Below are 14933 nucleotides of genomic sequence, written 5' to 3' on the forward strand. Positions count from 1 at the left end.
GTATTCATACATCTACTTAGTCTTCTAATAATGCCAAATCTAAAAAAATCCCCACCATTACAAGCGATTCTACTGTTACTCATCGCAATGCTGAGCTTACAAAGTAGTGGTTCATTGGCCAAAGTCTTGTTCGATCAATTTCCCATTTTAACTGTTTCCGCCATGCGCTTGCTGTTGGGCTCCATCATTTTGGCCGTACTGTTTAAAATTTGGCAGATTGACTTTAAGCAAGTTAAATACAAGGCCATCATCAGCTATGGTTTTGCTTTGGCAGGCATGAACCTATTGTTTTATTTATCCATTGCTCGCCTGCCGCTCGGCATTGCAGTGTCGTTTGAATTTATTGGCCCACTCAGTGTCGCTCTGTTTTATGCCAAACAACGCTTTGACTTTGTTTGGGTCGGGCTAGCTATTTTAGGCTTGGTTTTACTGTTTCCTTTCGACCAAGCAGCTCAACCTTTAGACCCTCTTGGGATTGTATTTGCACTAGGTGCAGGTGCATGTTGGGCCTTGTATATCGTGGCGGGACAGCGCCCATCGGGTATTTCAGGCAACCATACCGTATGCTTAGGCATGTTTGTCGGTATGCTGATATTAATGCCGCTCGCTCTGTTCAGTGGTTTACCTACAAATGTCTTTGAACCCTCAAATCTAATTTATTTTATTGCCTTAGCTGTTTTAGCCAGTGCCTTACCGTTTAGTCTGGAAATGATTGCACTGCGCAATTTAACCGCTTTAAGCTTCGGTACGCTCATGAGCCTAGAGCCTGCGATTGCAGCACTATCTGGTTTTGTATTTTTAGGTGAGAAACTACTGTGGTCTCAGTGGCTTGCCTTGAGTGTCATTATCATGGCATCCATTGGTTGTACTTATACCGCGCAAAAAGCACGTCAAATCACACAGTGAAGGTCTTTAGTGATATTTAAATTTAAAAATTAGCATCATGCCTGCGTAGACATTATTTTTAAATTCATGTTGTTGCATTTAAAAAATTCAGCTGATTTCGCATCCCCATGCAGAGCGAAATCGCTATACTAATCCACCTTCTAAAAATAACAGGTCACCATGACCTGATGCATGCATGATGCCTAATTCTCAACTGATGGCAGTGATGTTCATGGTCTTGTCCATGCTGTCCTATCAAATCAGTGCTTCTTTTGCCAAGCAGTTGATTGCAGTGCTGGATCCCCTCACCGTGGTGACCCTTAGACTGTGCTTTGCCGCAATTTTAATTGTGCTGATGTTCCGCTCATGGAACATTATCAAACGCCTACCGCATTTAAAATGGAAAGATTTACTCAGCTATACAGCAGCTTTATGCCTCATGAATATTTTATTTTACGCTTCGCTAGGTAGACTTCCTCAAGGTATTGCCGTCGGTTTAGAGTTCTTAGGTCCTCTGACTTTGGCACTACTGTCGATCAAGCAACAACGTGATTATATTTGGGTCGGATTGGCCATTTTAGGCATTGCACTCATGGTGCCGTGGCATCAGGCCAACGCCAGTAATTTTTCTTTCTTAGGTGCAGTATTTGCAGTGTCGGCAGGAGCCTGCTGGGCACTGTATATCTATTTTGGGCAAAAAGTCGTCCGTCAAAATATCGGCATGCATGCTCTCAGTATTGCAATTGTGATGTCAGCTTTATTGCTGTTACCCATCAGTGCCTCACATAATCCAACAGCCTTGATGCAAACCGAATATTGGCCCAAAGCCTTATTGATTGCCCTATTGGCAACTGCGATTCCCTACGCCCTAGACCTCATGGCCTTAAAACGCTTGAGTAAACTCAGCTACGGTACTCTTTCCAGTTTATCCCCGGCCTTAGCCGCTTTGGCTGGTTGGTTGTTACTCAAAGAACAAATTAGCCTGTGGCAAACCTTAGCGTTGCTTTGCATTATAGTGGCCTCTGTCGGCGTGACATTTAGAGCTAAATCTGACACAGATGAAAGCGTCTGAATCAGCAAAGATCACAATCGTACTTTATTTGAAAACAACCTTAGACCAAGCTGTCTTTGTCGATTTTTTTATATTTTCTATATTCACGCCGATATTGCTCCGCAAGTGTTATCTTCTGCGTGTCAGCTAAAATTTTTCCGGCTTGCTGAAAGAAACCATGTTCCTCTTCTTGTAAGTGATGATGTACAGTTTCCGATAGTTTTTTTGCAATTGCCAACCAACCTGGATTTGAGAACGCTGTCTCGGTCAGTTGCTCCAATAGCTCATCCATTTTATGGTGCTCTGCCAAAGCATGATGGGTAATGTTGAGGCCTGAATCGGTCATCATTAAAGGAATATAAAAATAACGATCTTCTGCAACAGCATGAGCAAATAATTCATTTTTAAGGCGCTCAAATAGCTCACGGCGCTCTGGCGCATCGCCCGAGGTGCTTAACAATTGTTCTGCCAAATTACGTTGTATGACATGACTTTCTCTTAAAGCTTCAAATATATTCATTCTATGCTCCAGTCCAATTCAAGCTAAAACATCTCTTTTTTTTGCAAAGAATCTCTACACAGCGTTAAGCACGCTCTATTGATCTTAAACAAAAAAGATGAAAAGTCAGGTCATGGTCTGCACGCTTTTTGTAATAAAAGTTTGAATGAATCTGCTGTGTCTTTACATAAAGAACATTTGATAGCTGAGCCTTAAAATCAGAATCGTAACTAAGATGAGAAATAAAATACGGATAAAGCCACTACCATATTTCAGCGCCATTTTTACACCACAAATGGATCCGATCATATTCGCCACCGCCATGAAGCCACCAACGACAAAGAGCACATGACCCGAGGGAATAAAGAAGCTCAAAGCAGCTAAATTGGTCATTACGTTACCAATTTTAGCCAGTGCTGCTGCATGTAAAAAGTCGACCCGTAAATATCGGATAAAATAGAAAATAAAGAAGCTACCTGTACCAGGGCCAAACAGGCCATCATAAAAACCGATGGCTAGGCTACCAACACCTGCTAAAAGCAAAATTTTCGGTGTAACCTGTTGTGCCATATGGACTTGTCCAAATTGCTTTTTCATGAGGGTATATACCGCCATCACAATCAGCATGACCAAGACAAAAGGCTGTAAAATTTCTTTCGGAATCATCGCAACACTGGCAGCACCACCAAATGAGCTGATCGCTGCACAAACTGCGACTACTGCTAAAAGTTTCCATTCAAAGCGGACTTTACGTGCAAAAGAGACTGCGGAAGTCGCTGTTCCCACGACTGCCGCCAATTTGTTAGTACCAAATAAAGTTGCAGGCGCCATAGAAGGAAAAGCATTCATCAGGGCTGGAATTTGGATCAGCCCGCCACCACCAACAGCAGCATCAATTGCCCCTGCACAAAAGGCAAAAAAGATCAGACTGATAATAATGTCAATATCCACACCCTTTCCTTTTTACCAAGTGATATATTTTAATTATAGATTTAAAACACGTTTAGGAACCAATCTTTTCTTCTCGGTAATTTCAGCCAAACCTAAGCATTTTTCTCCATCGAAAACCAAGACCTGTGCTTCTGCTGTATGCTCAATATTACTTTCCATACCGCGACTGAAGTATTCACTGCGCCCTTCTGGAACTTGTACTTTCGGAAAATGATCTACAGGAGCATACACAGGTAACAACAGTGCTTCACGCTCTTGTTCAGACAAACTTTCTAAATACTCGATGCTATAGCTTGGAATCAGATCAAAATGACCCGTTTTAATGCGGTGTAAATAAGTCAAATGACCATAAGTACCCAATGCTTTCGCAATATCTTCGCCTAAAACACGAATATATGTGCCTTTGGAACAAGTAATATCAAGGGTTAAGCTTTCTGCTGTGAATGAAAGCAACTCAATCGCATAAATCGTAATCGGGCGTGACTCACGCTCAATCTCAATTCCTTTACGAGCTAACTCATATAAAGGACGCCCATCTTTCTTCAAAGCGGAATACATCGGTGGTACTTGCTGAATATCGCCCATAAATTGAGCCAAAATGGCTTCAATCAGCTCTTCGCTTAACTCAGGTACAACCTGCTCTAACAGCCGTTCGCCCTCCACATCACCTGTGGTGGTACTGTGACCTAGTTGGATTGTAGTTTGATAGCGCTTCACAGAGTCCAACAAAAAGTGCGAAAACTTGGTTGCTTCACCCAAACAAATCGGCAACAGTCCCGACGCTAATGGATCAAGTGCTCCTGTATGCCCTGCCTTTTGCGCACGGTACAACCAACGTACTTTTTGCAGTGCCGCATTTGAACTCAGCCCCAGAGGTTTATTCAATAAAAATACCCCATTGACTGCACGGCGCTGGATTTTTGAAGTAGATGATTTCATAACATACACATGTCTTAAAGCTGTCGTCATACTATCAACCGTTCATCAGTTTTTACAACTTTTCTGTTGTTTATTTGCATTCTCATTGCAAAATAAAACATGTTCAGTCATATGAACATCATAAAAAATACAATATGGACGTTTAGGCATAGGATATGCAAAAAAAGAAATTATGGTTGCTCTTCGCAGTCATCGTTATTGTCGTGCTTGGCTTTTTAATTTGGCTTGCGCCAAATGCTACAGATGGCTCAAGCAACGAGCAAAGCACCATGCGCTCATCAGGACATGATATGAGTGCAGCATTGACCAAATCAGGATTACAATCCTCCACAGCACTCCCTTTTGTAAGCAATAGCCAGCAAGACACTGAAGTGAATTGCCAACTTGCACTCGATCCAAGTAATCATTTGATTGTGAATGAGCAAACACGAAATTGCTTTGAATATTTTATTACCCAGTACGGTGAAAAAAATATTGACCAAATTAAACAAGATTTTAAAGCCTATATAGAGCAAGGCTATAAAGAACCTGCTTTAAAACAGATCTTAGACCTTTGGAACCGCTATCTAGACTACCGTGTGCAACTGGGTAGCTTAAAAGAACCAAGTCTAAGTAAAGAAGACCCTGAATATTACCGTAAGATTTTTGGTCTCATGAAAAACTTGCGTAGCCAGTTTTTTTCAGACTATGAAATTGAAGGCTTATTTGGTGCTGAAAATATCTACCATGAGTATACCTTAAATCGCATGAGCATCATGGCAGATAAATCATTAAACGAAGTACAAAAAGCACAAAAACTGAAGGAATTATTTGCTCAGCTGCCAGAAGATTGGAAAGAGAATTTAGAACAACTTTCTAAACTCGAAGATTTGCGCAAACTCACTTCAGAGATTAAAGCCCGTGGCGGGTCTGTAGAAGAGCTACGTCAAATGCGCATCAATCTGGTCGGTGTAGAAGCTACAGGACGGCTCGAGCAACTTGACCAAGATCGCGGTAACTGGAAATCTCGGGTCAATAGTTACTTAGAAAAACGTGATGGTATTTTAAAAAGTAACATGAGCCAAAGTGCTCAACAGCAAGCCATCCAACAACTTCGAGATCAACAATTTAGCAATTCCCAAGAACAACTTCGACTAGGAGCATTTGAAACCACTCATGATTCAGGGGGAAAACTCCCTTACGCAGAATAAATCTGTACGGCACGACTTTTTTCAGGATGAAAAAAAATGTTTAAAACGAAAATAATGAAACAAACAATGACACTACTCAGCTTGGTTGCAGGTATTGGACTCGGCTCAACAACAGCAAACGCAGGTCTACAAACGGTAACGGCAACCGTAAAAAGTACCTATGCACAAACAAAATATCCCCTCCTCTTTACTCACGGGATGTTTGGTTTTAGTCGTGTGGGCGTTGCAGAATTTGGGCTTGATTATTGGTATCAAATTTTACCCGATTTAGCTCGAAATGGCGCAACGACTTTTGCTGCACAAATTTCACCGCTTGAATCGACTGAAGTACGTGGTGAACAACTGCTACAACAAGTTGAAGAAGTGATTGCCATTACTGGAAAAGACAAGGTTAATTTGATTGGGCATAGTCATGGTGGGCCTACCATCCGCTATGTTGAGGCAGTCAAACCGCAATATGTAGCATCTCTTACAGGTGTTGGAGCAACTTTCCGTGGTTCGAAAGTAGCAGATAAACTTCTTGCCAATGAAGGTGGAACACAACTGCTCAGTCTTGCTGCGGATTATATTATTGGCCCATTAATTGCCTATGGTCAAAACAATCCATCATTAAAAAGCAACTTAACCGCATCACTGACATCTATTAGTGAACAAGGGTCTAGTACTTTTAATCAAACATACCCAACCACAGCGCTTGCCTCAGACTGTAATAAGAGTGGTGCAACTTCAAGTAATGGCGTGTATTACTACTCTTGGACTGGTACTTCACAAGTCACCAATATTTTAGATGTCGCAGATAGTGCAATCTCACTATTAGGACCTTTAGCATATGGTAATTTAGACAATGATGGGCTGGTATCCCGTTGTAATACACACTTTGGTAAAGTCATTCGTGATGATTATGATTGGAATCATTTAGATGAAGTCAACCAAGTGATGGGTTTACGCGGTCTATTTAGCTCCGACCCTGTCGATGTTTACCGTCAACATGCCAATCGTTTAAAACTTCAAGGTCTTTAATTATATGCTTCTCTTCAAACCCCATGCGTTTTGAAGAGAAGCGCTTTATGAATTATCCAGTTACAAATTGTACTTAATTTAATCGGATTTCTTCCCGCTGTGACAGCGCACATTTTATACTCATCTTGACAACTTAAATTGTCGCCAAAAAAATAAAAAATGAGGATGATCAATGAAATATGGACTATTGATAGCTGGACTGCTATCGACCTACGCACTGACCGCAACACAAACTCATGCGGCTGCTTCGCAAATTAAATCAAGCTATGTTGCCTCTAGCTACGCAAAGACCAAATATCCTTTAGTCTTTGCACATGGCATGGGAGGTTGGATTCGTGCAGGTACGGATGAGCTGGGTGTGGATTATTGGTATCAAATCTTGCCTGACCTAGCCCGTAACGGTGCAAATGTATGGGCAACACGGGTTTCTCCATTTAACACGTCTGAGGTTCGTGGCGAGCAACTACTACAACAAGTTGATGAAGTTTTAGCCATTACAGGCGCCGCTAAAGTTAATTTGCTTGGTCATAGCCATGGTGGGCATAGCATTGCCTATGTCTCCAATGTTGCTTCCAATAAAATTGCTTCAGCAACGGCTATTTCCAGCCCTTTAAAAGGCTCTCCTGTTGCAGATCTGATTATTTCTGCACAAGGAACCCCATTGGAACAGCCATTGGTGGCGCTGATTAATTTTGGATCTAAGGCGATTGTATGGGCACAGCAGCAAGACCCTAACTCTCTACCACATGACGCACTTGGTGCAGGAAAAAGTTTAAGTCAAGCAGGATCAAAAGCATTTTCACAAAAATATGCTTTAGGTATGCCAAAAACAAGCTGTGGCGAAGGTACGGCCATGGAGAAAGGAATTTACTTCTATTCTTTCTCGGGGAACTCAACATTAACCAACATTCTTGATCCAGACTCATTATTAGGTGCAACAGGTTTACTCATGCAAGCACCAAATGATAACGATGGCTTGGTCTCACGCTGTAGTGCAAAGTATGGCAAAACAGTTCGCGATAACTATAACTGGAACCATTTAGATGTCATTAACCAGTTCTTTGGTTTACGTTCTATTTTTGCTCCAGATCCTGTTGATGTCTATCGTCAACATGCTAATCGCTTAAAACTTCAAGGGCTGTAAAACTTAAACATAAAAAATGCGCCTAATGGCGCATTTTTTAGCAAATAAGCAAAGTTAAAATTAACCTTGTTTACGTGCTGGCAACTTTTCACGAATACGTGCAGCTTTACCAGACAACTCACGTAGGTAGTAAAGTTTAGCACGGCGAACGTCACCACGACGTTTCACTTCGATTTTAGCAACGATTGGAGAGTGAGTTTGGAATACACGCTCAACACCAACACCGCTTGAAATTTTACGTACTGTGAACGCAGAGTTCAAACCACGATTTTTCTTCGCAATTACAACACCTTCAAATGCCTGAAGACGCTCACGGTCACCCTCTTTTACTTTAACCTGAACGATTACTGTATCGCCTGGTGCAAAAGCTGGGATGTCTTGTTTAAGCTGTGCATTTTCTACAGCTTGTACTAAAGGATGCTTACCGCTCATGGGGTATCTCCAATATGTGTGGGTCAGAAGAGGTCTGAGATCCACTGGGTATAGAGGCTAAAACGCATAGACCCGATTAGCTTTCTCTTTATGCCTGACCACTTCAATGCATAAAGAGCCTATTAAAAGGATACTTTTATTGAGTATCCAAATCTTTTAGCCATTTCTTTTGCTGCTTGCTCAACTCAACATTCTCCACCAACTCAGGTCGGCGTGCTTTGGTTCGTTGATAACGCTGCAAAAACCGCCATTTCTCAATATTGGCATGATGTCCCGACTTTAAGACTTCAGGGACATCCAAACCTTCAAAATGGTCTGGCTTGGTATATTGTGGGCAATCCAAAAGACCATCCACAAATGAGTCTTGCACATGAGACTGTTCATCAGACATTGCACCCGGAAGTCTCCGAATAATACTGTCCAATAAAACCATCGCAGGAAGCTCTCCACCTGACAAAACGTAATCCCCTATGGACCATTCCTGATCTACATATTTTTGGATCAGACGCTCATCAACCCCTTCGTAACGACCACACAACACAATCAATCCATCATAGTCGACGAACTGTTGTACCGCATGCTCATTTAAGGTGTTTCCTTGCGGTGACATATACACCACAGGAACATGAACTGCACCTGCTTGCACTGCAAGCTCTTTGGCATGTTGAATCGCTTTCGCCAAAGGCTCAGCCATCATCACCATACCTGGACCACCACCAAAGGGACGTTCATCCACTCGTTTGTAGTTGCCCTCAGCATAATCACGAGGATTAATACAAGTCACTTGTACTAAATCACTTTTTGCTGCACGCCCGCTAATACCGTAGGCTGTAATCGCTTCAAACATTTCAGGAAAAAGCGTAATGACTGCAAAAAACATCGCAGACCCCCGTATTTCCAAAAATAGTTAGTAATCCACGCCCCAATTAACGTAGATACGACCAGCTTCGAGATCAACGCGTTGTACCACATCTTTATGCCATGGGATCATGCGCTCTTCGCGATCAATGCTGTCTGGTGTTGCGTGAACCACCATGACATCATTCGCTCCAGTCTCAAACAGCTCATGGATTTTACCGAGATTTACTTCTTGTTCCTCATCATCCAAACCTAACACTGTTAGGCCTTTCAAATCAGACCAGTAAAACTCATCCACACCCGCTTGAGGTAATTGCGCTTTTGGAATCCATACATTTGCACCAACTAGGTTATCTGCTGCAGTGCGATCAATCACACCTTTCAACGCAACAACCAAGCCTTTGCCATGTGGTTTCCAACGTTTTACATCAACTGTTTGCCAACCTTCTTTGGTCTCAATATACCAAGGAAGATAGTCAAAAATGTTGCTCATAGGTTCTGTATTGGAATAGATCCAGAGCCACCCATTTAATCCATATGCTGAACGCAACTGTCCAATCTGAATACGATCTTCAGGAACATTCTGTGTTGGTGTCATGGGCTACCTACTACTTAATCAAAAATTATGCAGTAGCTGCAGCTTTCTTAGCTTGAGCAGCTAAAGAAGCAACACGTTCAGATGGTTGAGCACCTTGAGCAACCCAGTGCGCAAAACGGTCAGCATCTAAACGAAGTTTTTCTGCTTTACCTTGAGCTGTTGGGTTGAAGAAACCAATACGTTCGATGAAACGACCGTCACGTGCATTACGGCTATCAGTTACAATAACTTGATAGAACGGACGTTTTTTAGCACCACCGCGTGCTAGGCGAATAACTACCATGATACAACCTTATAGTTTTTACGGATTATCCCTGTATCGACCACCGATACATTTCAAACCCCTTTCATAGAGGGCAGTATTTTACGTTATCTTTAGAGCGAAAGAAAGATCAAAATTTGTTTATCCACAATTTTGAATTTGGATTTTATCTACCGTCCCAACTTGACGTTGAGGATAATGCACAAGCCGTCGCACCTTTCTCCCAGTATTTTTGGGTTTCTTGATTTAAACAAAGAACACCATTATCTGCTTGAATTGATGTTGCAATAGGAGTTGCGGTCAAAACGTAACCTAAATTATCACCATCTATTGCTAAATCAATCGCATATACTGCATCATCTGTAACTGGGTAAGTAGATGAACCGCCGATACCCGCTAAAGTTGCACCAGAATAAGTGTGATTGACCAATTGATATGCTTGCAAACGTTGTGCTATACGAATCAACTCTACTTGCAAATCTGCACGATTAGTCCGAATTTTATACTGTGTATAGGAAGGATAAGCTATCGCAGCTAATATAGCTATAATAGCAACCACAATCATGAGTTCGATTAAAGTAAAACCCTTATACTTTTGAATTACCATTCTTCAGATCCATTGTCTGTTGTGCTACAAGAATCAAATGTAACGACTGCTGATGTTTTGTTCTTACATTTAAGTCCAGTACTTGTCTGCAAGAAAGTATAATTTTTCGGGTCAGAAGTCTCAGCTTTAATCGCCCATCCTTGTCCTATTGCGGAGTTAGCATTCAATGCAGGATTACTCGTAGAATTATCAACTATTGAAATGGTATATGGAAAACTAGAATCCTGAGCCACTGTTGTCGATGATATCGAAAAACCTCTGTAATTAAAATTACGCGCCTTATGACGATCTAATAGCACAGCTAATCGCTGAATTTCTTGTTGTGCCTGAGACGCTGTCGCACGGCGCGCATACTCTAGATATGAAGGAATTGCGATTGCTGCAAAAATTGCAACAATCACAACAACAACCATAACCTCAATCAAAGTAAAACCTTGACTACTTTTTATTTTAGAAGAGTATTTCATTATTTATCCCGTCTATTTTCCGGTCTCATACCAACGAATTGGAACAAGGGATAGCGGAGTTGAATAATCTTTTGATGCACCACCAGCTAAAGAACCTGTAGTTGAGATCAGTGCACGGTTTGAGCCATTGTTATTATTTGACCCTACCGCTGGTGAAACAATACCAGCACCTAAACCAGAACCATTTAAGAATGTTGATGCAGTAATTTGTGCTGCCGTACATACACCATAAGGCATACAGAATTGATACACATAACTTTCGCCTTTCACACCCGCTCCACAATCTCCCGACAAACCATCTTTACTACCATCAAAAGTTGTCACGTACATGTCTGAATCTAGAACAATTGGCGTACTTAATACTTTTGCATCCTGAATCAGTTGTGAGGTGAAGTAATAGTACCAACCATTTGTTGTACTATATGGCGCGACTGCAGTCGTATTTGCATTTGTTGTGAGCTGACCAAGGGTTGAGAGTGTTGCATTTTGAGTATTAAGAGCTGCCCCCTTACAATCAACAGTAGAGCCAGTATTCTGAGCTGCACAAACCTGATAGGTCGCATTAGTCATACTGTACAAATCTGAACGCGCTACATCTTTGTCATAAATATTATAAATAGCATCATTTTTATAACTTGTAGATGATGAATTAAAACGAGGTAAACTTCTATTACCACTACCAATAGAGGCTACACCAAAAGTGGTCCCGCTATTACTATAGGTTGAAAATGCTGGCATTTCATAAAAACGAGGACTATATATACCATTATGCAAATTCAGTAGACGAACTGGAGTTTTAGAAAATAAATCCTTATCAAAAGATGACAGGTTATTGTTTAAATCTACTCGCCAAAATTGCCCACCTAAATCACCAAAGTAAAGATGATCAATTAAACCATCAGAGTTTCTATCTATTCCCTTAATTTGACTAGAGATACTAAATTGCATATTTGACGCTGTACTATAGCCTACACCACTTGTCGTATTTGCATTCGTCGCATTTGCACCGGTCCACCATAGCAAAGCACCTGTTTCAGCATTAAACATATATACGCCGGCCCCAATATTATTGGTTTGTGTATAACTGCTTCCTTCATAGCCACTAAAACCAGTTCTTTCGCCTGTTGTACTATCAAATGATCCGTCGCCATTAGTGCCACCAGCATCATAACCACCACCAACAAACATCACTCGCGTTTTTTTACCATTCCATTTAACAAAGCCAATCGTCGGTTTAGACCAACTTTGCCCCATATAGGATAATTCATTGTATGATGTAGAACTGCCATTATAGTAAACAGCACTTGTGTTTGGGTCGATACGGAATGCTAACTTAGGATCGTTCATGTCTTGTAGATTCAAGGCATAATAACTCCGCCCCCCCATACGCAAACCACCATAGGCCATTTGCACACCCGTAGATGTTCCAATCCCAGAACCAACAGTCATAGTCCCATCAGATTGCACTACATATTCCGAGTATTGTGTCCAAGGTGCATCAACACCATAGTAGAAGGGTTGATATGTTGAGGTACTAAAACCACTTGTAGTCGTGTATTCAAGAAAAGCCTTTTTCTGCGAAGCAACCATTTCATTTGGTACAAAAGCAAATTTCTCTTTCCCCGTCGTAGCATCTACTACAGATAAAACCCCTTGAGTCGTACCAAACAAGATATAGTCATCGCGATTCGATGTCGTCACAGTACCATCAGAACTTCCAATCGTTCCCGATTGTGTCAACAATACTGGACTTGAATGCATCACTGCACCAACTTGCCTTAATTCGTTTAATTGACCCAATGCTGTAGTTGTAGTCGGTAAACTTGTTGTATCTGCAGGCGTATTAATAATATAACCAAGTAAAGACAATAAGTAGCCACGACTACTATCAGTTGTATTCGTCACATAACTAGAACTAATTTGGTTTAATTGAGTGGCTGTTGCTGCCCCGCTAGTGTCTCGATTCATCAACAGCTTACGATTCGCAACAAATGCTGTCGTCATTCCCATTGGTAAATTTGCTTTTACACCACCCACTAACTTTAAAGCAGCACTATTCGTTGCGCTACTTGAAACATACTGTGACCAATAATCATAATTATCTACAATTTTACCGCTAGAGTTGGTAATAGCATCACCGTTCACATCTTTAATATAACCATCTAAAACTTGATATTTTTTAAGGTTACCCGCCCACAGTTGATATGTCGCATCTGGTGTTGGCTGGAATTGTGATGAATAGGTATAATTTTGTACTACAGTCGGATTTAGTTGGTCATCAGGAATATAAGATGAACCCGTTGTGACAGAAGGAATATCTGTTGCCAGTGAACTAATAAAACTGTTCACACTCTCAACGACATCTGCAGAGCTTGAACCCGAGTACCAACCGCCTTGTCCATATACGCCCCACTTCGCAGCATTTTTAACATCGACACTTGCAGAAGATGAATTAATATTGGCTAAGTTTTGTGCCTGAGACAATGCGCTGTTATATGAAGTCAATCCATTAAAATCACTACCAAACCCAACCACTGCTGTTTTAATGACTAAATTTTTAGGATTCAGCTGTGAGGTTGACGTCGTCCCATCAATACTTCTGTTAAGCAATAATTGAGAAAGATCACTAATACAGTCCCAAGCATTTCCAGTATAGGCAGCACCTGTGCCGTTAAATAGAGTGCCTGAACAAGTCAAATTACTACTATAACTACTCGTCAGCGCATTCTGCATCAAGGTTTGCACAACGGAATTACTCGCACCATTTGGCTCACCATCCGTTAAAAGATAGATGCCTTGCCCGCTACATTCAGCATTATCTGTCGTTAAAGGAGATGTATAGGCTGTTTGACTATCATTTTTGGAGGTACTTACCGAATAAGAAAAACCACTGCCTGATGGTGTAATCGTTACCGTTTTCGGTTCATATACACATGCACCACTTGTACCACTAACCGTACATGAAGTTGAATAGCTGGATGTGGTCGGATTGGTTGTACTTGCTGTTCCCCATGTTGTACAGCCACTTGAATCATAAGCCGTACAAGTTTGATAGTTTGGTGTGCCAGATGTTTCAACCTTATAATAATATAAATTATTATTACTACCTGTTGTTCCCCACGTACCAGAACTAATGGCATTTGCTACAACAGATGACGTCGTACTAGTGCTACAATTTGAAGATGATGCTGTACTTGAGCCACTAGATCCGCAACTATAATAGTAATAATTCCCGCCACTTCTTAATCTATAATAATAATATTTAGTTGTAGTCGGATAGTATCTAAAATACATCGGGATATCTACGGTAGCCGTGCTTGTGGTACTTGTTCCCAGCATATAAGCAGCAACTTCTGCATAGGCTTCACCTGTCGGGGTACGCCAGCTCCCTGTCCATGTGCTCATCTCTTTCAGCAACAACGTCCGTTGGTCAGTAACGCTAATGGTAGCGTTGTTATAATATAGTCTACATGCACGACCATTTACATAAGGACAGGCTTCATAAGAACTTGCACTACTTGACGGTTTTGTTGTTGTTGCGGCGCCCCATGTCGTACAAGTTCCATAGCTAGTCCAAGCCGTACAAGAACTGTAGGATAAAGTACTGGTCGTACTATTCGCATAATAATATTTATAGACTGGTTTCTTAGCTGTGTAAGTCCCACCACCCGTAATCCCTGTACTTAATGCTCGAGCAGGCACCAGAACATAACCAGATGAGCTGTTATAAAAAGAGGATAAACCAATGATTTTATCATCACTGAGCGCAGAAACACCGCTACCACCAGCCAAAACATCAATCATCCCACTACGAACTCGCTCAAGTCGACTGACACCTGTGCTATCCGTACTTCCCATACTGCCCGAGTTATCTAACATAAACATCAGGGTAATATTTCCAGTCTGTGCAGCACGATAAATACTAATATCACTGGCTTGAGTCACACTGGTACAAACTAGATTTGTCATCAGCAGGGAAGCTAAAAATACCAATTTTTGTGTTGTATTTCTTTTCATCACTTTATCCTCT

General features: G+C 41.3%; 15 protein-coding genes. 5 read left to right on the top strand and 10 right to left on the bottom strand.

Annotation, left to right across the window (positions count from 1 at the left end; genetic code table 11):
• Positions 1–30 precede the first annotated feature (30 nt).
• Entirely contained in the window at positions 31–906 is an 876-nt protein-coding gene (locus tag GBI16_RS05025) for an EamA family transporter (protein ID WP_151706641.1), read from the top strand.
• 178 nt (positions 907–1084) lie between these two features.
• A complete protein-coding gene (locus GBI16_RS05030; RefSeq protein WP_151706658.1) occupies positions 1085–1957 on the top strand; it encodes a DMT family transporter in 873 nt (290 codons plus the stop codon).
• Positions 1958–1997: 40 nt separating this feature from the next.
• On the opposite strand, the gene GBI16_RS05035 is transcribed toward GBI16_RS05030, so the two are convergent.
• The 3 genes from GBI16_RS05035 to truB form a co-directional block, all read right to left on the bottom strand.
• Entirely contained in the window at positions 1998–2456 is a 459-nt protein-coding gene (locus tag GBI16_RS05035; protein WP_151706642.1) for a hemerythrin domain-containing protein, read from the bottom strand.
• Between the two features lie 162 nt (positions 2457–2618).
• Positions 2619–3386 (bottom strand): TSUP family transporter, encoded by a 768-nt coding sequence (locus GBI16_RS05040; RefSeq protein WP_086209015.1) that lies wholly within the window; start codon positions 3384–3386, stop codon positions 2619–2621.
• A 33-nt stretch (positions 3387–3419) separates the two neighbouring features.
• Positions 3420–4325 carry a tRNA pseudouridine(55) synthase TruB gene (gene truB, locus GBI16_RS05045; RefSeq protein ID WP_086209016.1) on the bottom strand — a complete coding sequence of 302 codons (906 nt, stop codon included), beginning with the start codon at positions 4323–4325 and terminating at the stop codon, positions 3420–3422.
• 155 nt (positions 4326–4480) lie between these two features.
• Here truB and GBI16_RS05050 point away from each other — a divergent pair, with 155 nt between their 5' ends.
• The 3 genes from GBI16_RS05050 to GBI16_RS05060 all read left to right on the top strand — a co-directional run bounded on the left by GBI16_RS05050 (position 4481) and on the right by GBI16_RS05060 (position 7679).
• Positions 4481–5515 carry a lipase secretion chaperone gene (locus tag GBI16_RS05050; protein WP_086209017.1) on the top strand — a complete coding sequence of 345 codons (1035 nt, stop codon included), beginning with the start codon at positions 4481–4483 and terminating at the stop codon, positions 5513–5515.
• A gap of 36 nt (positions 5516–5551) precedes the next feature.
• A complete protein-coding gene (locus tag GBI16_RS05055) occupies positions 5552–6535 on the top strand; it encodes an esterase/lipase family protein (RefSeq protein ID WP_404814577.1) in 984 nt (327 codons plus the stop codon).
• Between the two features lie 172 nt (positions 6536–6707).
• Positions 6708–7679, top strand: coding sequence for a triacylglycerol lipase (locus GBI16_RS05060; RefSeq protein ID WP_086209018.1), 972 nt, complete (start codon positions 6708–6710; stop codon positions 7677–7679).
• A 60-nt stretch (positions 7680–7739) separates the two neighbouring features.
• Here GBI16_RS05060 and rplS read toward each other — a convergent pair whose 3' ends face one another.
• From rplS to GBI16_RS05095, 7 genes are all read right to left on the bottom strand, one after another.
• A complete protein-coding gene (rplS, locus tag GBI16_RS05065; RefSeq protein ID WP_004974529.1) occupies positions 7740–8111 on the bottom strand; it encodes a 50S ribosomal protein L19 in 372 nt (123 codons plus the stop codon).
• A gap of 136 nt (positions 8112–8247) precedes the next feature.
• A complete protein-coding gene (trmD, locus tag GBI16_RS05070; RefSeq protein ID WP_086209019.1) occupies positions 8248–8991 on the bottom strand; it encodes a tRNA (guanosine(37)-N1)-methyltransferase TrmD in 744 nt (247 codons plus the stop codon).
• 27 nt (positions 8992–9018) lie between these two features.
• Positions 9019–9567, bottom strand: a complete 549-nt coding sequence (gene rimM / locus GBI16_RS05075) for a ribosome maturation factor RimM (RefSeq protein WP_151706643.1) — start codon at positions 9565–9567, stop codon at positions 9019–9021.
• 25 nt (positions 9568–9592) lie between these two features.
• Positions 9593–9850, bottom strand: a complete 258-nt coding sequence (gene rpsP, locus GBI16_RS05080; protein ID WP_004718284.1) for a 30S ribosomal protein S16 — start codon at positions 9848–9850, stop codon at positions 9593–9595.
• Positions 9851–9995: 145 nt separating this feature from the next.
• On the bottom strand, positions 9996–10436 hold the full coding sequence (locus GBI16_RS05085; protein WP_162900245.1) for a type IV pilin protein: 441 nt from the start codon (positions 10434–10436) through the stop codon (positions 9996–9998).
• On the bottom strand, positions 10430–10903 hold the full coding sequence (locus GBI16_RS05090) for a type IV pilin protein (protein ID WP_086209021.1): 474 nt from the start codon (positions 10901–10903) through the stop codon (positions 10430–10432). The genes GBI16_RS05085 and GBI16_RS05090 overlap by 7 nt, the downstream gene beginning before the upstream one ends.
• Positions 10904–10915: 12 nt before the next feature.
• Positions 10916–14920 (bottom strand): pilus assembly protein PilY, encoded by a 4005-nt coding sequence (locus tag GBI16_RS05095; RefSeq protein ID WP_151706644.1) that lies wholly within the window; start codon positions 14918–14920, stop codon positions 10916–10918.
• Between the last annotated feature and the right edge of the window lie 13 nt (positions 14921–14933).

The sequence above is a fragment of the Acinetobacter sp. TUM15064 genome, assembly GCF_008980265.1.
Taxonomy (GTDB): domain Bacteria; phylum Pseudomonadota; class Gammaproteobacteria; order Pseudomonadales; family Moraxellaceae; genus Acinetobacter.